The following is a 19,831-nucleotide window of genomic DNA, read 5'->3' as shown; positions in this document are numbered from 1 at the left end:
AGGGCAGGGCTGAGCTGCGTGGCTGTGCTGAGCTGGGCGTGGCAGTGCTGAGCAGGGTCGTGCTGCGCGCGTGGTGGTGAGCAGGGTCGTGCCGAGCGGGGCGGGCCGGGGTGTGCGCCGTGCGTGGTGCCGGTGGCGCCGGTTAGCGGGTCACGCGGGTGAGAACAGGTGGTCGCTGATCAGCCGGGCCGCGCCGATCACACCGGCGGTGGGACCCAACTCCCCGAGGACGATGGGCAGGTTGCCGGTCGCCAGCGGCAGCGACTGGCGGTAGACCTGGGTGCGGATCGCGGCGAGCAGGGTGTGGCCGAGGCCGGTCACCCCGCCGCCGATCACCACCAGGCCGGGGTTGAAGAAGGAGACGAGCGCGGCGATGACCTGGCCCGTGCGGGTGCCGCCCTCGCGGATCAGGTCGAGGCAGGTGGCGTCGCCCGCGGCGGCCGCGGCGGCGACGTCGACGGCGGTGAGCGCGCCGTGCGCCTCCAGCCGTACCGCGAGCTCCGGCGACAGGCCCTGCTGGGCCGCCTCCACCGCGTCGCGGGCCAGGGCCGCGCCGCTGAAGTGGGCTTCCAGGCAGCCCCGGTTGCCGCAGGCGCACGGACGCCCGTCGGGGACGGCCTGGATGTGCCCGATGTCGCCCGCGCTGCCGGTGGTGCCGCGGTAGACGTGGCCGCCCACGACGATCCCGCAGCCGATACCGGTGCCGATCTTGACGCACAGGAAGTCGGCGACGCTCCGGGCGACCCCGGCGTGCTGCTCCCCCATCGCCATGAGGTTCACGTCGTTGTCGACCATGACCGGGCAGCCGAGCTCCTGGCTGAGCGCCTCCCGCACGGGGAAGCCGTCCCAGCCGGGCATGATCGGCGGGGCGACGGGGACGCCCTCGGGGAAGCGGACGGGTCCGGGCACGCCGATGCCGGCGCCGTCGAACCCTTCGGCCAGCCCGGTCGCCCGCAGCTTGGCGGCCATGGACAGGACCTGCTCGAAGACCGCGACCGGTCCCTCGCGCACGTCCAGGGGCTGGTTGAGGTGACCGAGGATCTCCAGCTCGGCGTTGGTGACGGCGACGTCGACCGAGGTCGCGCCGATGTCGACGCCGAGGAAGCGGAGTTGCGGGTTGAGGCGGACGTTGTGGGAGCGGCGGCCGCCGCGCGAGGCGGCGAGTCCGTCGGCCACGACCAGGCCCGTCTCCAGCAGGCGGTCCACCTCCACGGCCAGCTTGGACCGCGAGAGGTCGACCTGGTCGCCGAGCTGAGCACGGGAGTTGGGGCCGCCGTCCCGCAACAGCTTCAGCAGGCGGGCCTGGTGCGCGTTCGCCGGTCGTGCCGTCATGCGTCTCACGTGCCCCTCCCCGCCTGGATCCGGCCACCGCTGTCGGGCTTTCGAAGGGAACGTAGCAGCGGCTGCCACAGCTGGGAAGAAGCTGTGCACGGATTGCCGCAGACTTCTTCCACTCGCAGGACAAAGAGCGGGGCGGCGGGACGTGATCCGGCCGGTGCGCCAAGTCGGCCGGTCGGCGGGTGACTTGGCCTACCCTGAGGTCTCGCGTGCCGCGGCGACCGGGGGGAGCTCATGACGACACCGCAGACGGCGACGGGTGCCACGGGGCCGGGCCCCGACTACGCCCTGGACCTCGCGAACCGCTCCTACGCCTGGTACCGGCGGGCCGCGATGAAGGCCCGCCGCTACTACCGGATCACCGAGATCCTCCAGCTGCTGGTCTCCGCCGCGATCCCCGTGTCCGCCGTGCTCGCGCCGGGCGAGGCGCGGGTGCCGGCGCTGCTCGGCGGGGTCGTGGTGGTCCTGACCGGCCTCCGCTCGGTCTTCCACTGGCAGGACGACTACCTCCGGTTCAGCCAGGCCCGCGAGGCGGTGGAGGCGGAGCGCAGGCTGTACCGCACCGGCGCCGCGCCCTACGACGACGAGGCCACCCGCGAGCGGGCGCTGGCCGCGGCGGTGACCCGGATCGAGCAGGGCGAGATGAGCGCCTGGGCCCAGCTGGTCAGCACCGGCCCCCGCGAGGAGCCGACGATCACACCCTGAGGGACCGGGAGGGCGCCGCGCCGGCCAGGACGGCTCACCCGGGCGGCCCACCCGGACGTCTCACGCCGTCACGGACACCGTACGACCTGCCCGGCGTACGACAGGTTGCCGCCGAAGCCGAACAGCAGCACCGGGTCGCCGCCCGAGACCGCGCCCTGCTCCACCAGCTTGGACAGGGCCAGGGGGATGCTGGCGGCGGACGTGTTGCCGGACGCGGTGACGTCGCGCGCGACCACGGCGTTGACGGCGCCGAGCTTCTCCGCGAGCGGTTCGATGATGCGCAGGTTGGCCTGGTGCAGCACCACCGCGGCGAGGTCCTCGGGCGCCAGGCCGGCCCGCTCACAGGTCTGGCGGGCGAGCGGCGGGAGGTGGGTGGTGGCCCACCGGTAGACGCTCTGCCCCTCCTGCGCGAACCGCGCCGGCTGGCCCTCGATGCGCACGGCGTGCCCCATCTCCGGCACCGACCCCCACAGCACGGGCCCGATGCCGGGTCCGGTACCGGGCGGGCAGGCCTCGACGACGGCGGCCCCCGCGCCGTCGCCCACCAGGACACAGGTGCTGCGGTCGGTCCAGTCGGCCACCTCGGACATCTTGTCCGCGCCGATGACCAGCGCCCGGCGGGCGGCGCCGGCGCGCAGGGTGTGGTCGGCGGTGGCGAGGGCGTGGGTGAAGCCGGCGCACACCACGTTGACGTCCATCGCCGCGGGGCGGGGGATGCCGAGGCGGGCGGCGACCCGGGCCGCCATGTTGGGCGACCGGTCGACGGCCGTCGAGGTCGCCACCAGCACCAGGTCGATGTCCTCCGGCGCGGTCCCGGCAGCGGCCAGCGCCTTGGCGGCGGCGTGCGCGGCGAGTTCGTCGACCGGCTCGTCGGGTCCGGCGATGTGGCGGGTGCGGATGCCCACCCGGCTCCTGATCCACTCGTCGCTGGTGTCGACCAGGGCCGCCAGGTCCTCGTTGGTCAGCACCTTGGCGGGCTGGTAGTGGCCGACCGCGGTGATGCGCGAGCCGTTCATCGGGTGGTCCCCCTCGTTGCCGTGGGTCGCGGATCCACCAGTCTGGTGAGTGACTCGCGGGTACAGAGGCAGGTGATGCGACAGGAAACAGTGGCCCGGATTGTCGGCTTCCCGCAGACCCTCAAACGCCCGAACAGTCGTGGCACACCCGCAGGAGTACGACGGGCGCGCGGTGTCGCACACCCGCAGGAGTCCGACGGGCGCGCGGCGGGTACCCGGGACGGACACGCCGGGCGGGACCACCGCCGTCCGCGCCACCGCGCGGGCGGCCGCCACCCGGCGCCCCCGGTGCAGGACAATGGGACCGTCGAGGTCACTGAGAGAAACCGGGGCTGATCAGGACATGGGACGCGTCACGGAACGTCGCAAGGTGATCCGCATCCGGGACGGGGCGGTCTCCGCCCGACCGGACACCCTCGTCGCCGAGGAGCCACTGGAGATACGGCTCAACGGCAAGCCGCTCGCGATCACGATGCGCACGCCCGGTGACGACTTCGCCCTGGCCGCCGGGTTCCTGGTCAGCGAGGGGGTGCTGGCGACCGCGGACGACCTGCAGAACATCGTCTACTGCGCGGGGGCGACCGCCGACGGCTCCAACACCTACAACGTCGTCGACGTACGGACCGCCCCGCACGTGACGCCGCCCGACATCACCCTCGAACGCAACGTGTACACGACGTCGTCCTGCGGTCTGTGCGGCAAGGCGAGCCTGGACGCCGTGCGCACGACCGCCCGCTGGCCCATCGCCGACACTCCCCCGGTGCGCGTCGCGCCCGAGCTGCTCGCGAGCCTCCCGGACCGGCTGCGTGCGGCCCAGCGGGTCTTCGACCGGACCGGAGGGCTGCACGCGGCGGCCCTGTTCAGCGAGGAGGGGGAGCTGCTCGACGTCCGCGAGGACGTGGGCCGGCACAACGCGGTCGACAAGCTCGTCGGCCGCGCCCTGCAGAGCGGCGGCCTGCCGTTGTCCCGGGCGGTCCTGCTGGTGTCGGGCCGGGCCTCCTTCGAGCTGGCCCAGAAGGCGGTCATGGCCGGCATCCCGGTGCTGGCGGCCGTGTCGGCGCCGTCCTCGCTCGCGGTGGACCTGGCCGCGGAGACGGGCCTGACCCTGGTGGGCTTCCTGCGCGGCGCCTCGATGAACGTGTACGCGGGCGAGGAGCGCGTCACCCTGCGGACGGCGGCCGCGCAGGGCTGACCCGGTCCCCCGGACGCCCGGCCGGCGCGCCGGTGCTCGCGCGCGTCGCGATCTCCACGAACGCGGCGACCAGCGGCGTGGCCCGGCTCGGGTCCCAGGCGAGCAGCACCTCGTCGGGCTCGGCGTCCGGGACGGGCACGTAGGTGATGTCGGGGCGGGCGTACTGCTCGGCCACCGAGCGCGGCACCAGGGTGATGCCGGCGCCGCCGGCCACCCGCTCGAACTTCTCCTCGATGGTGCGGATCGGCACGTCACCGGGGCGCGGGTCGTGGTAGCGCAGCCAGGTCTCGCCGTCGAGGTCGGCCAGGGCCAGCTCCTGCTTGCCGGCGAGGCGGTGGTCGGCGGGCAGCATCGCCACCCGCGCCTCACGGTGCAGCGGCAGCAGCGTGAGGCCCTCGTCGCGCACGGGCCGGCGCAGGAAGGCGACGTCGACGCCGCCGTCGCGCAGCAGGTCCTCCTGGTCGTCCCACTCGACCCGGCGGGCGTGGGTCTCGACGTCCGGGTGCGCGGCCCCGAAGTCCCGCAGCACCGGGGTGACGACCACACCGGCCCGGAAGCCCACCACGAGCCGGCGCGGGCCGAGCGCCGCCCGCCGGACCCGCCGCCGCGCCCCCTCGGCGGCGTCGAGCAATCGGCGCCCGTCCTCCAGGAGTTGCCGTCCGGCGTCGGTCAACGCCACGCCCCTGCTGTCGCGGACGAAGAGGTCGGCTCCCACTTCCTTCTCCAGGGCGCGGATCTGCCGGCTCAGCACGGGCTGCGCGATGTGGAGGCGTTCGGCCGCGCGCCCGAAGTGGAGCAGTTCGGCCACCGTGACGAAGTAGCGGACCTTGCGCAGGTCGAGATCCATGGCTCCCCTTCCGGGCCCGCGGCTGCGGCGATACCTCCAGGGTATCGCCGCAGGCGAAAGAGGTCTTGGACGGTGCGGTGGAGGCGGCAGGAGGCTGGACGACGTCAGCGAACAACCCTGGAGGGAGTGGGCATGAGCCTGCGTGGACAGCGGATCGTCGTGATCGGCGGCACATCCGGCATCGGACGGGCCGTCGCGGAGGCCGCCGCGGCCGAGGGCGCCGAGGTCGTCGTCGCCTCACGACGGCAGGAGAGCGTGGCGGACGCGCTGGAGCGGCTGCCGGACGGCGCCCGGGGCCACGTCCTGGACGCCACGGACGAGGAGGCGGTCCGGGCGTTCTTCGCCGAGGTCGGCGCCTTCGACCACCTCGTCTACACGGCGGGCGAGTCCCTGCTGATGGAGGGCCTCGCCGAGCAGGACCTGGACCGGGCCCGGCGGTTCCTGGACACCCGGCTGTGGGGCGCGTACTCGGCCGTGCGGCTGGGCGCCGGGTCGATCCGGCCGGGCGGCTCGGTGGTGCTGACCACCGGCACGGCGGCCCGCCGGCCGCTGCCGGGGACCACGGTCGCGGCGAGCCTGTGCGGGGCGATGGAGTCGCTCACCCGCGCCCTCGCGCTGGAGCTGGCGCCGCTGCGGGTGAACGTGGTGTCGCCGGGCGTGGTCCGCACCGACCTGTGGCGCGACCTGGCCGAGGCGGACCGGGAGGGCCTGTTCCGGTCCTCCGCCGGCTCCCTGCCCGTCGGCCGGGTCGGCGAGCCCGCGGACGTCGCCGAGGCGTACCTGTACCTCATGCGGGGCGGCTACAGCACCGGCTCGGTCGTGGTGGTGGACGGCGGCGGCCTGCTGGTGTGACGGGCCGCGCGGTGCGGGGGCGTCCCCGTTCCCCCGGGCGGCGCCCCTGTCAGGCTCGCGCGTTCCCCCGGGCGGCGCCCCCGTCAGCGCCGCGCGAACGACACCTCTGCCGCCCGGACCACCGTCCCGAGCCGCGGGAAGTCGAGCCGTACCGACGCCTCGTGCTCGGCCCCGGTCAGCGCGGTCATCGCGTCCTCGACGAACAGCAGGTCGTAGCCGAGGTCGGCGGCGGCGCGGGCGGTGGACTCCACTCCGAGGTTGGTGGCGATCCCGCCGAACACCACGGTGGTGACCCCCCGTCCGCGCAGCACGTCGTCGAGCCCGGTGCCCTGGAAGGCGCCGACGGTGCGCTTGACGACCTCCACGTCCCCGGGGCGCGACAGGCCCGCCACGAGCCCGCTGCCGGGCGGCTGTTCGGCGACGCCGGGGCGCTCGACCCGGACCAGCACGACGAGGGCGCCGGCCGAACGGAACGCGTCGGCCAGCGTCTCGGCCGTGGCGAGCACGTCGGTGCCCTTGTGGGGCTCCAGGGGCAGCGCGACGATCCGGTCCATCAGGTCGACGAGGACCAGGGCGGTGCGGGCGGGGTCGAGGGCGTCGGGCGCGTCGGGTCGGCTCATGACGGAACGTTATCCCCCGTCAGCCGTCCGTACCGGAGATCCGGATCAACAGGGCGGTGAACAGCTCGCGTTCGGCGGCGGTCAGCGGGGCGAGCAGCTCGTCGTTGGCGTCCCGGGCGAGCCGTTCGCAGCGGCGCAGCAGGCGCGTGCCCGCGGGCGTCGGCGAGACGGCGTTCTTGCGCCGGTCGCGCGGATCGGGGGCGCGCACGACCAGGCCGGCGGCCTGGAGGTCGTTCAGCACGCCGACCAGGTCCTTGGGGTCGAGCCCGACGCCGCGCCCCAGGTCCGCCTGGGCGACGGGGGCCAGGTCGTGCACCGCGGAAAGGACCACGTGGTGCCACATCTTCATGCCCTCGGCGGCGAGCGCCTCGGCGACCAGGGCGCGCCCGCGGGCGGCGGCCCGGCCGAGCAGCCAGCTGGGCAGGGAGCGGATGGCGGGGAGGGGTGCGTCGGCCATGGTGGCCAGCCTAGCGAAAAGTCGTTGGACTTCCCCACGACCGACCGCATACCGTTGGAACTCCCAACGATCTGCGGAGAGAGCCGCGGACCGGTCCGTGGAGGTGCGATGCGTCGTGTCCGGTACGACTGCGCCGGTGGCCCCCTGTTCCTGGAGGACGTCCCCGTGCCCGCGCCCGGCCCGGGCGAGCTCCTGGTCAGGACCGCCGCCGTGGGCGTGACGCTCCCCGTGGTCCGCAAGGTCACCGAGGCGGCGGAGCCGATCCCGCTGGGCGGTGAGATCGCCGGCGAGGTCGTCGCGGTCGGCGCAGGAGTGAGCCGGTTCGCTGCGGGCGACCGGGTGACGGGACTGTGCTTCGGGCACGGGTACGCCGAGGCCGCGCTCCTCGACGAGGCGATGGCCTCGCCCGTGCCCGAGGGGGCCTCGGCGGTGGAGGCGGTGGCCCTGGTGCGCAGCGGGCTGGTGGCCCTCGGGGCGCTGACCGCGGCGCGTCCGGAGCCCGGCGGGTCGGTCCTGGTCACCGCGGCCGCGAGCGGCGTCGGACACCTCGCCGTGCAACTGGCCCGCGCGCACGGGGCGTCGCGGGTGGTCGGGGCGGTGTCGGACCCGGCGAAGGCGGACTTCGTGCGCTCGCTCGGCGCGGACGACGTCGTCCGGTACGGCGACGACGACTGGGGAGCGCCGGTCGACTGCGTGCTGGACGCGGTCGGCGGCGACCTGCTCGGCCGCGCGGTCGCCGCCCTCGCCCCGGGCGGGCGGCTCGTGGCGTACAGCTCGGGCGGCGGGAGCGTGTCGGCGTACGACCTGCTCGTCGGCGCGAAGTCCGTGATCGGCTTCCAGATGGCGCGGATCGCGCGCGAGCAGCCGGAGCTGTACGAGCAGTGGCGGCTCAGCCTGTGGCGGCTGTTCGCGGAGAAGGCGGTGACGCCGTCGGTGCACGGGGCGTTCCCGCTGGAGGCGGCGCAGCGGGCGCACGCGGTGATCGAGGCGCGGGCCAACCGGGGCAAGGTGGTGCTGGTGCCGTGACGGGTCGGCCACCGGGACGGGTGACGTTCCGCCGGGGTCAGCGTGAGCGCGGACCCGCGTCGACCGGCGACGGGTCCGCCGACGAGCCCCCCGGGCCCTGCTCGGGCAGGGGGTCCCGTGCGCGGCGGCGGGTGATGACCGCGCAGACCATGAGCTGCATCTGGTGGAACAGCATCAGCGGCAGCACCGCCAGCGAGGCGTGCGCGCCGAACAGGACGCCGGCCATGGGCAGTCCGGCGGCGAGGGACTTCTTCGACCCGGCGAACTGGATGGTGATGCGGTCCTCGCGGCCGAAGCGCAGCGCCTTCGCGCCGTACCAGGTCAGCAGGAGCATCACCGCGAGCAGCACCGCCTCCACGACGAGCAGTCCGCCCAGCCGGAGGGGGCTCACCTGGTGCCAGATGCCCTGCGCCACGCCCTCGCTGAACGCCGTGTAGACGACGAGCAGGATCGAGCCCCGGTCGACGTAGCCGAGGACCTTCTTGTGCCGGGTGACGAAGCCGCCGATCCAGCGCCGCAGCACCTGTCCGGCCAGGAACGGCACCAGCAGCTGCAGCACGATCCCCACCAGCGAGTCGGCGGAGAAGCCGCCCCCGCTGCTGCCCAGCAGCACCGCGGCGAGCAGCGGGGTCACGACGATGCCGACCAGGGAGGAGAACGAGCCCGCGCAGATCGCCGCGGGCACGTTGCCGCGGGCGATCGAGGTGAACGCGATCGACGACTGCACGGTCGACGGCACGAGCGTGAGGAACAGCAGGCCCTGGTACAGCGGGTGGGTCAGGAGGACGGGCACCAGTCCGCGGGCGGCCAGGCCCAGCACCGGGAAGATCAGGAACGTGCACGCGAGGACGGTGACGTGCAGCCGCCAGTGGCGCAGTCCGTCCAGGGCCTCGCGGGTGGACAGCCGGGCGCCGTAGAGGAAGAACAGCAGGGCGATCGCGGCCGTGGAGGCACCGGAGAAGACGTCGGCGGCCGCGCCGCGCGCCGGGAACAGCGCCGCGAGGCCCACCGTGCCGAGCAGCAGCACGATGTAGGGGTCGATCGGCAGCCGGCTCGGCCGGCGCAGGCGTCTCACGGTGCTCCACGTGCTCTTTCGTCGACGGGCGTGCCTCAGCTCCAGGAGGAACCGCAGGTCGCGGGTCCCCCTCGGCACCCCTCCATCGTCCTTGGTCACCGCGTGATCGGGAAACCGTCATACCGCACTGACTGTCATCACGAGTCGCGATGGACGGGTCTACGGTGTCCCCATGTACGACCCCTCTCAGCTGCGGACCTTCCTCGCGGTGGCCCAGACGCTCAGTTTCACCCGGGCCGCGCGCCGGCTCGGGCTGCGCCAGTCGACGGTGAGCCAGCACGTGCGGCGGCTGGAGGACGCCACCGGGCGGACGCTGTTCGCCCGCGACACCCACTCCGTGGAGCTGACCGAGGACGGCGAGGCCATGCTGGGCTTCGCGCGTCGCATCCTGGAGGTGCACGAGCAGGCCACGGCGTTCTTCACCGGCACGCGCGTCCGCGGGCGGCTGCGCTTCGGCGCCTCGGAGGACTTCGTGCTGACCCGGCTCCCGGAGATCCTGGAGGGCTTCCGGTACGAGCACCCCGAGGTCGACCTGGAGCTGACCGTGGAGCTGTCCGGCACGCTCCACGAGCAACTGTCCGCCGGGAAGCTGGACCTGGTGCTCGCCAAGCGGCGCCCCGAGGACCCGCGCGGGGAGCTGGTCCGCCACGACCAGCTGGTGTGGATCGCCGGGGAGCGCTGGCGCCCGGACCCCGACCGGCCCGTGCCGCTGATCGTCTACCCGCCGCCGGGCATCACCCGGGCCCGCGCCCTGGAGGCGCTGGAGCGGCAGGGCCGGGCGTGGCGGATCGTGTGCACCAGCGGCAGCCTCAACGGGCTGATCGCGGCGGCCCGGGCGGGGCTGGGCGTGATGGCCCACTCACGCGGGCTGATCCCGCCCGGCCTGGTGCGCGTCCCCGACCGGGCCGGGCTGCCCGAGCTGGGCCAGGTGGACTTCGTCCTCGTCCACGGCCACCGCCGTACGGCGGCCCAGGGCCCGGCGCACGCCCTGGCCGCGGCGATCCTCGCGGGCGGCGAGCGACTGCGCCGCGGGTGAGCCGGGCCCGGTGGACGCCGCGCGGTGCCGGACGGCGTGGGGCCGGCGTGACACCCCCTAGCGTTTCGCGGCCGCGGCGGTCCCGGGGCGCCGTGCCTGACGGTACGTCAGTTGCTTGACCCGGTGCAGGAACGGCGTCGCCTCCACGTGCTGGACGCCCTCCAGCCGGCCCAGGGGCCCGCTGAGGTAGCGGTAGAGATGGGCGCTGTCGCGGGTGACGGTGGTGGCCATCAGGTTGGAGGGGCCCGCCGTGGCGGTGCAGTAGGCGATCTCGTCGTGGTCGGCCAGGGCCTCGCCCACAGTGTGCAGGGCGGCGGGCGCGGCCGTGATCCACAGGGCCGAGCCGAAGGGGTGGCCGAGGTGGCCGGGGTCGTACTCCACGTCGAGGTAGAGCGCGCCGGAGGCGATCAGGGTGGCCAGGCGGCGCCGGACGGCGGACTCGGAGCGGCCCGTGGCGCGCCGCAGCTCGGGGTAGGTGGCGCGGCCGTCGGCCTCCAGCGCGGCGACCAGGGGCTCGTCCTCGGGGTCGATGCGGGCCGGGCCCGGGTGGGGCTCCGCCTCGGGCAGCAGGGCCGCGACCTGGTCGTCGGTGAGGGCGCGGACCTTGCGCAGCCAGCCCGTCGGGCCGCCGAAGAAGCGGTGCAGCAGCTGGTGGGCGCGGATCTCGACCACGCTGGGCGTGCGCGGGAGCTTGCCGAGCAGCAGGTCGTCGCGGTCGCCGGCACGGTGCGAGCGGGTGCCGCAGACGACCTCGGTGCCGCCCGAGGCCAGGGCGATCCAGTGGGTGTCGGGCCGCTTGGCGAGGGCGTCGGCGATCACCGGCGCGCTGTCGGGCGCGCAGCGCACCCGCAGCATCCACTGGTCGTGTCCGAGCAGCTCGGCGTCGCGCACCGCGACGATCCGCAGACCGCCCTCGGCGCACAGGCGGCGGTAGCGGCGGGCGACGGTCTGCTCGGAGACGCCGAGCACCGCGCCGATCCGGCTGAACGAGGCCCGGCCGTCGACCTCCAGCGCGGACAGCACGGCCACGTCCAGCGCGTCGTACTGCGAGGGCGCGGTGGAGGATTCCTGCTGCATGGGGCTCCCTCCCGTCGGATTCCGTCACTTCCGGACCGGTGGCGGCCGGGTTCGGCCACGCCCCGGCCATCGTACGGGGACGGACAACCGAACGCGGGGCCGGCCGGACCGGTCCGTGAGGGGACGAGGAGTGGGGACGATGCGTGGCTGGGGACCGCTGGTGGCGGTGTGCGTGGGGACGTTCATGTTGTTGCTGGACGTGACGATCGCGATCGTCGCGCTGCCGGACATGGCGAGGGCGCTGCACGCCTCGCTGAGCGATCTGCAGTGGGTGATCGACGGGTACGCGCTGACGCTGGCCGCGGTGCTGCTCGGCGCCGGGGCGGCGGCCGACATCCTGGGCCGGCGGCGGGTGTACGTGGTGGGGCTGGTGCTGTTCGCGGTGGCGTCGCTGCTGTGCGGGCTGACCCAGGGGCCGGGCCAGCTGGTGGCGGCGCGGGCGGTGCAGGGGGTGGGCGCGGCGGCGATGTTCGCCACCACGCTGCCACTGCTCGGCTCGGTGTACCAGGGGCGCCGGCGGTCGGTGGCGCTCGGGGTGTTCGGCGCGGTCAGCGGCGCGGCGGCGGCCGTCGGGCCGGTGCTCGGCGGGCTGCTCACCGCGGGGCCGGGCTGGCGGTGGATCTTCTTCGTGAACCTGCCGGTGAGCGTGCTGGGCGTCTGGCTGACGCTGCGGCTGGTGCCGGAGTCGAAGGGGCCGCGCGGGGTGCGGGTGGACTGGGCGGGCACGGCGACGTTCGCGGCGTGCGCGGGCGGCACGACGTACGCCGTGGTGCGCGCCGGTGAGGACGGCTGGACCTCCGGTGCGACGCTGGGCTGGTTCGCCGGGGCGGCGCTGGCGCTGGTCTGCTTCGTCCTGGTGGAGCGGCGGGTCGCGCACCCCCTGCTGGACCTGTCGCTGCTGCGCCGGCCCGCGTTCGTGGGCGTGCTGCTGGGCGGGCTCGCCTTCAACGGCGTGGCGTTCGGGGTGATCCCGTACCTGTCGATCTGGATGCAGACGCTGCTCGGGATGACGCCGGTGCGCGGCGGGCTGACCCTGCTGCCGCTGACCGGCGCGTCGGTGGTGGTGGCGATCCTGGGCGGGCGGCTGCTGCACGGGGCGCCCGCGCGGCTGACCATCGGCGGCGGGCTGCTGCTGATCGGCACCGGGTCGTTCTGCCAGGCCGTCCTCGGCGCGGGCTCCGACTGGCGGGCGCTGGCGCCGGGGCTGGTCCTGGTCGGCGTCGGTACCGGGCTGGTGTCCCCGGCGATCGCGGGGGCGGCGCTGGCGGCCGTGCCGCAGGAGCGGGCCGGGATGGCGGGCGGCGCGGTGAACACGTTCCGGCAGCTCGGGTACGCCTTCGGGGTGGCCGTCTTCGGGACGGTGCTGACCTCGCGGATGCGGGACGACCTGCCCGGCGCGGCGGCGCACGCCCTGGCGGGCGGCGGGGCGGACGCGCTGCGCGGCTCGGTCCCCGAGCACACGCTGCGGTCGGTGTTCGCCGCGGGCCTCGACACGGCGCTGGTGACGGCGGGCTGCGTGGGCGTCGTGGCCGGGGTGCTGGTCCTGGCCCTGGTCAGGACCCCGGGGGCCCGCCCGGCCGGTGTGACGGAACCGGGCGCCGGGACGCTGGAGGAGGGGGTGGCCACCTCGCGCCGGTGAGCCGTACGGCGCCGGTGCGGGAGGGGACGGGTGCCCGTCGTGCCCCGGTCCGCACCGGTGCCGGAGCGGGGTGCGGGGCGCGGGCAGATTCGGTGGAGATTACGGCACCGAACCTTACTCATCCGTCAGTTTTGTGTCCGACCCTTCCGCATGTGCGCCCATTTTCCTCCCCTGACCAGCACGGACGAGAGCATCGCTCGCCTTTGCACCCCCTCCCGCCCGGTCCGCCCGTGGGGTAGCTTTCACGGCGCTGTGCGCCTAGGGAGCGGGGAGCGGGTTTGCGCGAGTTCACCAGTCCGCCGTTGGCGTCGCCGCCGCCGGTGGGCGGTCTGGCCGACGTCGTCTTCCAGCACGCCCTGGACGACCCGGCCCGGGTGGCGCTCGGCCGCAAGGACGAGGCGGGCCGCTGGCGGGACGTGACCGCCGCCGAGTTCCGCGACGAGGTGCTCTCGCTGGCCAAGGGCCTCCTGGCCGACGGCGTCCGGTTCGGCGACCGGGTCGCCATCATGGCCCGCACCCGCTACGAGTGGACGCTGTTCGACTTCGCGCTGTGGACCATCGGCGCCCAGGTGGTGCCCGTCTACCCGACGTCGTCGGCGGAACAGTGCTTCTGGATGCTGTACGACGCGGAGGTCACCGCCGCGGTCGTGGAGCACGAGGACCACGCCATGACCATCGCCACGGTCATCGACCGGCTGCCGGCGCTGCGCCGGCTGTGGCAGCTGGACGCCGGCGCCGTGCAGGAGCTGTACGACGCGGGCGCCCACCTCGACGACGACGTGGTGCACCGGCACCGCGAGGCGGTCACGCCCGACACGGTCGCCACCGTCATCTACACCTCGGGCACGACCGGCCGCCCCAAGGGCTGCGTCCTGACCCACGGCAACTTCATCTACGAGGCGGACACGGTCATCGAGCGCTGGGAGCCGGTGTTCCACTCGAAGAAGGGCGACGAGGCGGCGACCCTGCTGTTCCTGCCCCTGGCCCACGTGTTCGGGCGGATGGTGGAGGTCGCCGCGATCCGCGGCCGGGTGCGCTTCGGCCACCAGCCGCAGCTCAACGCGGCGGCCCTGCTGCCCGACCTGGCCGCGTTCCGGCCGACGTTCTTCCTGGCCGTGCCGTACATCTTCGAGAAGGTGTTCAACGCCGCGCGCCGCAAGGCCGAGCGGGAGGGCAGGGCGGGACCCTTCGAGAAGGCCGTCGAGGTCGCCGTCGCCCACGCCGAGGCGCTGGAGGCGAAGGCGTGGGGCACCGGACCGGGGCCGTCGGCGGGGCTGCGGATGCAGCACCAGTTCTTCGACAAGGTCGTCTACTCCAAGGTGCGCGCGGCGATGGGCGGCCGCGTCCGGCACGCGATGTCGGGCGGCTCCGCGATGGACCGCCGGCTCGGCCTGTTCTTCGCGGGCGCCGGCGTGCAGGTCTACGAGGGGTACGGGCTGACGGAGTCCACGGCCGCGGCGACCGCCAACCCGCCCGGCCGCACCCGCTACGGCACCGTCGGACAGCCCATCCCCGGCCTGACCGTGCACATCGCGGACGACGGCGAGGTGTGGCTGCGCGGTGACAACCTCTTCCAGGGCTACCTGAACAACCCCAAGGCCACCGACGAGGCCCTGCACGACGGCTGGCTCGCCACCGGCGACCTCGGCGCGCTCGACGAGGACGGCTACCTGACCATCACCGGCCGCAAGAAGGAGATCCTGGTGACCTCCGGCGGCAAGAGCGTCTCGCCGGGGGCGCTGGAGGAACGGGTCCGCGACCACCCGCTGGTCCACCAGTGCATCGTCGTCGGCAACGACCGCCCGTTCGTCGCCGCGCTGGTCACCCTCGACCAGGAGGCCGTCGAGCACTGGCTCACCCTGCGCAACAAGCCCCGGCTGGAACCGGCCGAGCTGGTGCGCGACGCCGACCTGGAGACCGAGATCCGCCGGGCGGTCGTCGCCGCCAACACGCTGGTGTCGCAGGCGGAGTCGATCCGCACCTTCCGCATCCTCGCGCAGCCCTTCACCGAGGAGCACGGCCTGCTGACCCCGTCGCTGAAGCTGAAGCGCAAGGCCATCGAGAACGCCTACGCCCACGAGGTCGAGGCGCTGTACCGGACCTGAGCCCGCAGGCTTCGCCGGCAAAGGACCGTCGGGTCAGGAATGCACACGGCCCTGTGATCGTTCACCATGGACGGACAACCCGACGGACAACCGAAGGATCAAGAGCTCGTGAGCAGCAAGGTCCCCACGATCACCCTCAACAACGGCGTCGAGATGCCCCAGCTGGGCTTCGGAGTCTGGCAGGTGGCGGACGACGAGGCGGAGCGGGCGGTCGCGACCGCGCTCGAGGCCGGGTACCGCAGCATCGACACAGCGGCGATCTACGGCAACGAGGAGGGCACCGGCCGGGCCATCGCCGCGTCCGGCCTGGCGCGCGAGGACGTCTTCGTCACCACCAAGCTCTGGAACGGCGACCAGGGGTACGACGCGACGCTGCGCGCCTTCGACACCTCGCTGGAGAAGCTGGGCCTCGACTACGTCGACCTGTACCTCATCCACTGGCCCCTGCCCCGCCGCGGGACCTTCGTGGACAGCTACAAGGCGTTCGAGAAGCTCCAGGCCGACGGCCGCGCACGGGCCATCGGCGTGTCGAACTTCCTCCCCGAGCACCTGGAGCAGCTGATCGGCGAGACCTCGGTGGTGCCGGCGGTCAACCAGATCGAGCTGCACCCGCACCTCCAGCAGGAGGCGGCCCGCGCCTTCCACGCCGAGCGGGGCATCGCCACGGAGGCCTGGTCGCCGCTGGGCCAGGGCAAGGGCCTGCTCGAGGTCCCGGCGATCGTCGCCGTCGCGCGCAAGCACGGGCGCACCCCCGCGCAGGTCGTGCTGCGCTGGCACCTCCAGCTCGGCAACGTCGTCATCCCGAAGTCCGTGACGCCGTCGCGGATCGAGGAGAACATCGACGTGTTCGGCTTCTCCCTGGACGACGAGGACCTCGCGGCGATCAGCGCGCTGAACGAGGACCGGCGGCTGGGTCCGGACCCGGCGACGTTCGACGTCGTCTGAGGCCCACGGGGACCATCCGCAGACGGGGCGCGGCCGCGGTGGCCGCGCCCCGTCGCCGCTTGCACCACCCCGGGGCACGCGTCAGTTCGGCTGCCCGAGGGGCCGGACGACCACGGTGTTGACGTCGACGCCCTCCGGCTGACGGATCGCCCAGACCACCGAGTCGGCGATCTGGTCCGCCGTCAGCAGGTGGCCCGGCGGGAGGCTCCCGTAGCCGTCCCAGAACGGCGTCTCGACCCGGCCGGGCGCGATCAGCGTGACGCCGACGCCGAACTCGGTGACCTCGCGCCGCGTGTTCTCGGCGAGCCCGGTGACGGCCCACTTGGTCGCGCCGTAGAGGTTGCCCGGGGTGTGCACGAAGCCGGCCACGCTGCCGACCAGCACGATGCGCCCCCGCGTCTCCTTCAGCGCCTCCACCGAGGCGCGGATCAGCAGCGCGGGCCCGAGGACGTTGGTGAGCACCATGTCCCGCCAGCCGGCCGGGTCACCCGTGGCGACGGAGTCGTGGGTGGCGGTGCCGGCGTTGGCGACGACGGTGTCCAGCCGGCCGTACGCGTCGAGCGTGCGGTCGACCGCCGCCTTCACGTGGTCGTGGTCGGACGCGCTGCCGACGACGGTCAGCAGCTCCTTGGGGTCGCCGAGCTCCGCCGCGAAGGCCCGCAGGCGTGCCTCCCCGCGCCCGGTGACGGTGACCCGGTACCCCGCCCCGAGGAGCTGCCGGGCGACGGCGGCGCCGATGCCGCTGCCGCCGCCGGTGATCAGTGCGACCGGACCGTCGCTGCTGTTGCTGTTGCTGTTGCTGTTGCTGTTGCTGTTGCTCATGGCGGTCTCCCCCGTGCGTCGCATCGGACGACCGGGAGTCCATCACTTCGAGCGCTCTCGAAGTCAAGGGCGGAGGCGCGGAGGCACGGGCGGGTGCGCCCCTACTGGGGGCGGACCGCCGTGTGCACGGTGTGGGCCGCCAGGACGAAGACGTCCCGGCGCCGGTGCACGCTCGCCTCGTCCTCCGGGTCGAGCAGCCGGTCGAGGGTCGCGCGGTCCTCGGCGTCCATGTCCTCGCCGAGGGTGTCGCGCAGCCGGCCCAGGGAGGCGGCGACGTAGGCGCGGGCCCGGTCCGGGGCGGGGGCCGGCAGGTCGAGGAGGAAGCTGCGGCTGCGGGGGTGCCTCAGTCCGGCGGAGGTGAGCAGCGCGGCCCAGTCCTCGGTCTCGGCGACGGTGTCCGGCAGTTCGGCCCGCATCCGCGCGAACCACTCGGTCTCCAGTGCGTCCAGGCGCGCCTCGATGCCGGGGCGGCCGAAGCCGAGGTCACGGGGCAGGAAGCGGGGCGGCAGACCGCCCTCCATGATCGCCAGGGTGCCGCCGGGCGCGAGGCGTTCGGCGAAGGCGGCGAGGGCGGCCCGCTGGTCGCCCAGGTGGTGCAGGCTGCGGCCGGCCCACATCAGGTCGGCGGGGTAGTCCAGCTCCTTCAGGGCTTCGGGGAGTTCTCCGGGCAGGGTGCCGAAGCGGTCGCCGTACCCCAGCCGCTCGGCCCGCTCGCGGGCCCGCTGGAGCAGGGGCTCGGAGCCGTCGGCCGCGACCACCCGGGCGCCGGGGAACATCTCGGCGAACAGGCACGACACCACACCGGGACCGCTGCCCACGTCCACGATCAGCCCCGGCTCGGTCACCTCCTTGCCCAGCCAGGCCAGCGCCCGCTCGTACAGGGGGGTGAAGAGCTCGGCCTGGGACTCCAGGTGGTGCGCCATCTCGGCCCAGTCGATGTCCGTGCCGTGGCCATGACCGTGGCCGTGCGCGTGGCCGTGGCCGTGGCCGTGGTGCCCTGCCTGCTGATCGTTGTGTTCCTGCGCCATGGTGGTCAGCCTCTCCTCCGGTGTGCCGACAGAGTGCGCCGACGCACCGGGCGGGGGCCACCGCTGTTGCCGCGACGGCAAAAACGGGACTGCGGAGGAACACGGAACACGGGAACACGGAAGGCGCGATCCGCCGGGGCTCGTGGCGGGGCGTCGGGTGACACCCCGGCGGATCGCGGGTTCAGTGCGCCGGGCGCGCCGGCCCGGTGGTCCGGACCGGCGCGTCCGGCGGACCGGCCGGACCGCGCACGGCGGGCCGGCCGGTCCCCCGGGTCAGGACACGGCCGGGTAGGCGTTCTGCAGCAGCTGCTGGAACTGGGCGGAGAACCACTTGCCGGCCAGCGGCGAGTTCGGCAGCGCCCCGCTGGGGTTGTTGCCGTTGCGGGCGTTGCCGCCGTACGTCGGGTCGCACATCCGGTCGAAGCCCTTGCCCTCGTCGTTCGCGATGGCCGAGCTGGCACCGTCCGACTCCCCCGGGGGCTTCACCCAGACGTAGGCGTCGATGCCGGTGGCCGGAGCCGACCTCGGCCGCTCACCGAGACCCGCGCCGCTCTGGTTGCACCAGTTGCCGGCGTGGATGCGCCGGTCGATGCGGCCGCCGTCGACGTAGGCGTCGACCGAGGTCGTCGGACCGGCGGCGGTGGGCCGCGCCGAGCCGCCCCAGCCGTTGCGGGAGGTGTCGACCAGCATGCCCAGGCCGGAGTTGAAGCCGACCGAGACGAGCTTGGTGCGCAGCGCCTGCGCGAAGGACTGCTCGTCCACGTACCAGTTCCAGTCGATCCACTTGGACTGGCGCACGGTCTGCCCGTTCACCGAGTCGGTGATCTTGACGTACGGCTCCGTGGTGGCACCGTAGTTGGCCGTGTTGACGATGAAGCCGGTGACGTCGTTCACGCTCGCGCCGTTGGTGGTCGCGACCTTGTAGAACTCCTGGACGGTCGGGTCGAAGTTGCTGTCCCAGCCCAGCCAGGCGTGGTGGCCGGCGTCGATGTAGTTGTAGACGTTGGAGATGGCGCCCAGCTTGTCGAGGGCGTAGCTCACGCCCTTCTCGTAGTTGCCGTTGGCCTTCATGGTGGCGCAGGCGTCGGTGCTGCCCGCGGTGCCGCCGGCGTTGGTGACCAGGTTGGGCAGGGAGTCCGGCTCGATGACGGTGGCGATGCGCAGGCCCGCGTACTTGGAGTCGGACAGGATCGACGCGATCGGGTCGATGTACTGCGACTTGTACTTGTCGATCTCGGTCGGGCCGAGCTCGCCGTTGGAGGCGAGGGCCGCGCAGTCACGTCCGGGCAGGTCGTAGATGACCAGCTGGATGACGAGCTGGCCGGAGCCCTTCTGCTTCACGGCCTCGTCGAGGTGGGCGCGCAGGCCCATGCCACCGTTGACGCCGTTGATGGCGGCGATCCGGTCCAGCCAGACCGCGGTGGACTGGTTGGCGACCTTGCTGCCGCCCGGCTCGGCGGCGGCGTGGGCCGACCACTCGGGGTTCACGTAGCCCTTGGCGCCCACGAAGGGGTTGTCGACCTTGCCGGACGGGGTGCCGGGGTCGGTCGGGGTGCCCGGGTCGGTGGGGGTGCCGGGGTCGGTGGGCGTGCCCGGGTCGGTCGGGGTGCCGGAGCCGTTGTCGACGTTGCAGGCGACCCCGTCCAGGGTGAACGCCGTGGGCAGCGCGTTGCTGCCGCTGTAGGAGCCCTGGAACCCGAAGCTGACCGAACCGCCCGTCGCCAGCGCGCCGTTGTAGCTCTCGTTGGCGGCGGTGACGGCCGTGCCGGACTGGGTGACCTTCGCGTTCCAGCCGTTGGTGACTCGCTGGTTCCCGGCGTACGACCACTTCAGCGACCAGCTCGTCTTGGCGGCCGAGTTGTTGGTGATGGTCACATTGGTCGTGAAACCGGAGTCCCACTGGTTCTGCACCTTGTAGTCCACGGTGCAGGGGATCGCGGCGATGCCCGAGCTTCCGGGGACGACGGCGAGCGCCGTCCCCGAGGCCCCGGCGACCAGCGCCAGGGCAGCGAGAATCGCTGTTCTGCTACGGCTCATGAGTGCGGGTTTCC

At 73.9% G+C, this 19,831-nt stretch carries 18 protein-coding genes; 8 read left to right on the top strand and 10 right to left on the bottom strand.

Annotated features, from left to right (window positions below; all coding sequences use genetic code 11):
* Positions 1–150 precede the first annotated feature (150 nt).
* Entirely contained in the window at positions 151–1,332 is a 1,182-nt protein-coding gene (locus AQJ30_RS08415; RefSeq protein WP_067230548.1) for an ROK family transcriptional regulator, read from the bottom strand.
* A gap of 240 nt (positions 1,333–1,572) precedes the next feature.
* Here AQJ30_RS08415 and AQJ30_RS08410 point away from each other — a divergent pair, with 240 nt between their 5' ends.
* On the top strand, positions 1,573–2,043 hold the full coding sequence (locus AQJ30_RS08410; RefSeq protein ID WP_067230546.1) for a DUF4231 domain-containing protein: 471 nt from the start codon (positions 1,573–1,575) through the stop codon (positions 2,041–2,043).
* A 68-nt stretch (positions 2,044–2,111) separates the two neighbouring features.
* Here the strand turns inward: AQJ30_RS08410 and AQJ30_RS08405 are convergent, their stop codons facing one another.
* Positions 2,112–3,059, bottom strand: a complete 948-nt coding sequence (locus tag AQJ30_RS08405) for a beta-ketoacyl-ACP synthase III (protein WP_067230543.1) — start codon at positions 3,057–3,059, stop codon at positions 2,112–2,114.
* 343 nt (positions 3,060–3,402) lie between these two features.
* On the opposite strand from AQJ30_RS08405, the gene fdhD reads away from it, so the two are divergent.
* Entirely contained in the window at positions 3,403–4,251 is an 849-nt protein-coding gene (gene fdhD / locus AQJ30_RS08400) for a formate dehydrogenase accessory sulfurtransferase FdhD (protein ID WP_067230540.1), read from the top strand.
* On the opposite strand, the gene AQJ30_RS08395 is transcribed toward fdhD, so the two are convergent.
* On the bottom strand, positions 4,220–5,098 hold the full coding sequence (locus AQJ30_RS08395; RefSeq protein WP_079083917.1) for a LysR family transcriptional regulator: 879 nt from the start codon (positions 5,096–5,098) through the stop codon (positions 4,220–4,222). The genes fdhD and AQJ30_RS08395 overlap by 32 nt on opposite strands.
* Positions 5,099–5,230: 132 nt before the next feature.
* Between AQJ30_RS08395 and AQJ30_RS08390 the strand changes: the two genes are divergently transcribed.
* Positions 5,231–5,950 carry an SDR family oxidoreductase gene (locus tag AQJ30_RS08390; RefSeq protein WP_067230538.1) on the top strand — a complete coding sequence of 240 codons (720 nt, stop codon included), beginning with the start codon at positions 5,231–5,233 and terminating at the stop codon, positions 5,948–5,950.
* A gap of 83 nt (positions 5,951–6,033) precedes the next feature.
* Here the strand turns inward: AQJ30_RS08390 and AQJ30_RS08385 are convergent, their stop codons facing one another.
* Both AQJ30_RS08385 and AQJ30_RS08380 read right to left on the bottom strand, forming a co-directional pair.
* Complete coding sequence (locus AQJ30_RS08385; RefSeq protein ID WP_067230535.1) at positions 6,034–6,570, bottom strand: isochorismatase family protein; 537 nt, start codon at positions 6,568–6,570, stop codon at positions 6,034–6,036.
* Positions 6,571–6,589: 19 nt separating this feature from the next.
* The gene (locus AQJ30_RS08380; RefSeq protein ID WP_067230534.1) at positions 6,590–7,027 is read right to left on the bottom strand and encodes a MarR family winged helix-turn-helix transcriptional regulator; all 438 of its coding nucleotides are present in this window, start codon (positions 7,025–7,027) and stop codon (positions 6,590–6,592) included.
* Between the two features lie 108 nt (positions 7,028–7,135).
* Between AQJ30_RS08380 and AQJ30_RS08375 the strand changes: the two genes are divergently transcribed.
* Positions 7,136–8,053, top strand: coding sequence for a quinone oxidoreductase family protein (locus tag AQJ30_RS08375; RefSeq protein ID WP_067230531.1), 918 nt, complete (start codon positions 7,136–7,138; stop codon positions 8,051–8,053).
* A 37-nt stretch (positions 8,054–8,090) separates the two neighbouring features.
* Here the strand turns inward: AQJ30_RS08375 and AQJ30_RS08370 are convergent, their stop codons facing one another.
* Complete coding sequence (locus tag AQJ30_RS08370) at positions 8,091–9,128, bottom strand: bile acid:sodium symporter family protein (protein ID WP_067230529.1); 1,038 nt, start codon at positions 9,126–9,128, stop codon at positions 8,091–8,093.
* A gap of 172 nt (positions 9,129–9,300) precedes the next feature.
* Between AQJ30_RS08370 and AQJ30_RS08365 the strand changes: the two genes are divergently transcribed.
* Positions 9,301–10,164 carry a LysR substrate-binding domain-containing protein gene (locus AQJ30_RS08365; RefSeq protein ID WP_067230527.1) on the top strand — a complete coding sequence of 288 codons (864 nt, stop codon included), beginning with the start codon at positions 9,301–9,303 and terminating at the stop codon, positions 10,162–10,164.
* A 57-nt stretch (positions 10,165–10,221) separates the two neighbouring features.
* Here AQJ30_RS08365 and AQJ30_RS08360 read toward each other — a convergent pair whose 3' ends face one another.
* Positions 10,222–11,241, bottom strand: coding sequence for an Lrp/AsnC family transcriptional regulator (locus AQJ30_RS08360; RefSeq protein ID WP_067230525.1), 1,020 nt, complete (start codon positions 11,239–11,241; stop codon positions 10,222–10,224).
* 139 nt (positions 11,242–11,380) lie between these two features.
* Here AQJ30_RS08360 and AQJ30_RS08355 point away from each other — a divergent pair, with 139 nt between their 5' ends.
* The 3 genes from AQJ30_RS08355 (at position 11,381) to AQJ30_RS08345 (ending at position 15,930) form a co-directional block, all read left to right on the top strand.
* Positions 11,381–12,880 carry an MFS transporter gene (locus AQJ30_RS08355; RefSeq protein WP_067230522.1) on the top strand — a complete coding sequence of 500 codons (1,500 nt, stop codon included), beginning with the start codon at positions 11,381–11,383 and terminating at the stop codon, positions 12,878–12,880.
* Between the two features lie 278 nt (positions 12,881–13,158).
* Positions 13,159–14,985, top strand: coding sequence for an AMP-dependent synthetase/ligase (locus tag AQJ30_RS08350; protein ID WP_067230519.1), 1,827 nt, complete (start codon positions 13,159–13,161; stop codon positions 14,983–14,985).
* Between the two features lie 108 nt (positions 14,986–15,093).
* Positions 15,094–15,930: an aldo/keto reductase gene (locus tag AQJ30_RS08345; protein ID WP_067230516.1), complete on the top strand. Its 837-nt coding sequence runs from the start codon at positions 15,094–15,096 to the stop codon at positions 15,928–15,930.
* Between the two features lie 81 nt (positions 15,931–16,011).
* Here the strand turns inward: AQJ30_RS08345 and AQJ30_RS08340 are convergent, their stop codons facing one another.
* The 3 genes from AQJ30_RS08340 to AQJ30_RS08330 all read right to left on the bottom strand — a co-directional run bounded on the left by AQJ30_RS08340 (position 16,012) and on the right by AQJ30_RS08330 (position 19,817).
* Positions 16,012–16,752, bottom strand: a complete 741-nt coding sequence (locus tag AQJ30_RS08340) for an SDR family oxidoreductase (protein ID WP_067230514.1) — start codon at positions 16,750–16,752, stop codon at positions 16,012–16,014.
* A gap of 101 nt (positions 16,753–16,853) precedes the next feature.
* Positions 16,854–17,780: a class I SAM-dependent methyltransferase gene (locus AQJ30_RS08335; RefSeq protein WP_067230512.1), complete on the bottom strand. Its 927-nt coding sequence runs from the start codon at positions 17,778–17,780 to the stop codon at positions 16,854–16,856.
* A gap of 273 nt (positions 17,781–18,053) precedes the next feature.
* Positions 18,054–19,817, bottom strand: coding sequence for a glycoside hydrolase family 6 protein (locus tag AQJ30_RS08330; protein WP_067230510.1), 1,764 nt, complete (start codon positions 19,815–19,817; stop codon positions 18,054–18,056).
* Between the last annotated feature and the right edge of the window lie 14 nt (positions 19,818–19,831).

Origin of the sequence: Streptomyces longwoodensis (assembly GCF_001514125.1) — a bacterium.
GTDB lineage: Bacteria > Actinomycetota > Actinomycetes > Streptomycetales > Streptomycetaceae > Streptomyces > Streptomyces longwoodensis.
Note: the sequence above shows the minus strand (reverse complement) of the source record. Positions and strands in the feature narration are given on the sequence as shown.

Coding starts and splice junctions, on each gene's coding strand:
- fdhD (WP_067230540.1), top strand. CDS start 3,403: ATGGGACGCGTCACGGAACGTCGCAAGGTGATCCGCATCCGGGACGGG.
- AQJ30_RS08340 (WP_067230514.1), bottom strand. CDS start 16,752: ATGAGCAACAGCAACAGCAACAGCAACAGCAACAGCAACAGCAGCGAC.
- AQJ30_RS08380 (WP_067230534.1), bottom strand. CDS start 7,027: ATGGCCGACGCACCCCTCCCCGCCATCCGCTCCCTGCCCAGCTGGCTG.
- AQJ30_RS08355 (WP_067230522.1), top strand. CDS start 11,381: ATGCGTGGCTGGGGACCGCTGGTGGCGGTGTGCGTGGGGACGTTCATG.
- AQJ30_RS08360 (WP_067230525.1), bottom strand. CDS start 11,241: ATGCAGCAGGAATCCTCCACCGCGCCCTCGCAGTACGACGCGCTGGAC.
- AQJ30_RS08410 (WP_067230546.1), top strand. CDS start 1,573: ATGACGACACCGCAGACGGCGACGGGTGCCACGGGGCCGGGCCCCGAC.
- AQJ30_RS08405 (WP_067230543.1), bottom strand. CDS start 3,059: ATGAACGGCTCGCGCATCACCGCGGTCGGCCACTACCAGCCCGCCAAG.
- AQJ30_RS08365 (WP_067230527.1), top strand. CDS start 9,301: ATGTACGACCCCTCTCAGCTGCGGACCTTCCTCGCGGTGGCCCAGACG.
- AQJ30_RS08335 (WP_067230512.1), bottom strand. CDS start 17,780: ATGGCGCAGGAACACAACGATCAGCAGGCAGGGCACCACGGCCACGGC.
- AQJ30_RS08395 (WP_079083917.1), bottom strand. CDS start 5,098: ATGGATCTCGACCTGCGCAAGGTCCGCTACTTCGTCACGGTGGCCGAA.
- AQJ30_RS08385 (WP_067230535.1), bottom strand. CDS start 6,570: ATGAGCCGACCCGACGCGCCCGACGCCCTCGACCCCGCCCGCACCGCC.
- AQJ30_RS08330 (WP_067230510.1), bottom strand. CDS start 19,817: ATGAGCCGTAGCAGAACAGCGATTCTCGCTGCCCTGGCGCTGGTCGCC.
- AQJ30_RS08415 (WP_067230548.1), bottom strand. CDS start 1,332: ATGACGGCACGACCGGCGAACGCGCACCAGGCCCGCCTGCTGAAGCTG.
- AQJ30_RS08390 (WP_067230538.1), top strand. CDS start 5,231: ATGAGCCTGCGTGGACAGCGGATCGTCGTGATCGGCGGCACATCCGGC.
- AQJ30_RS08375 (WP_067230531.1), top strand. CDS start 7,136: ATGCGTCGTGTCCGGTACGACTGCGCCGGTGGCCCCCTGTTCCTGGAG.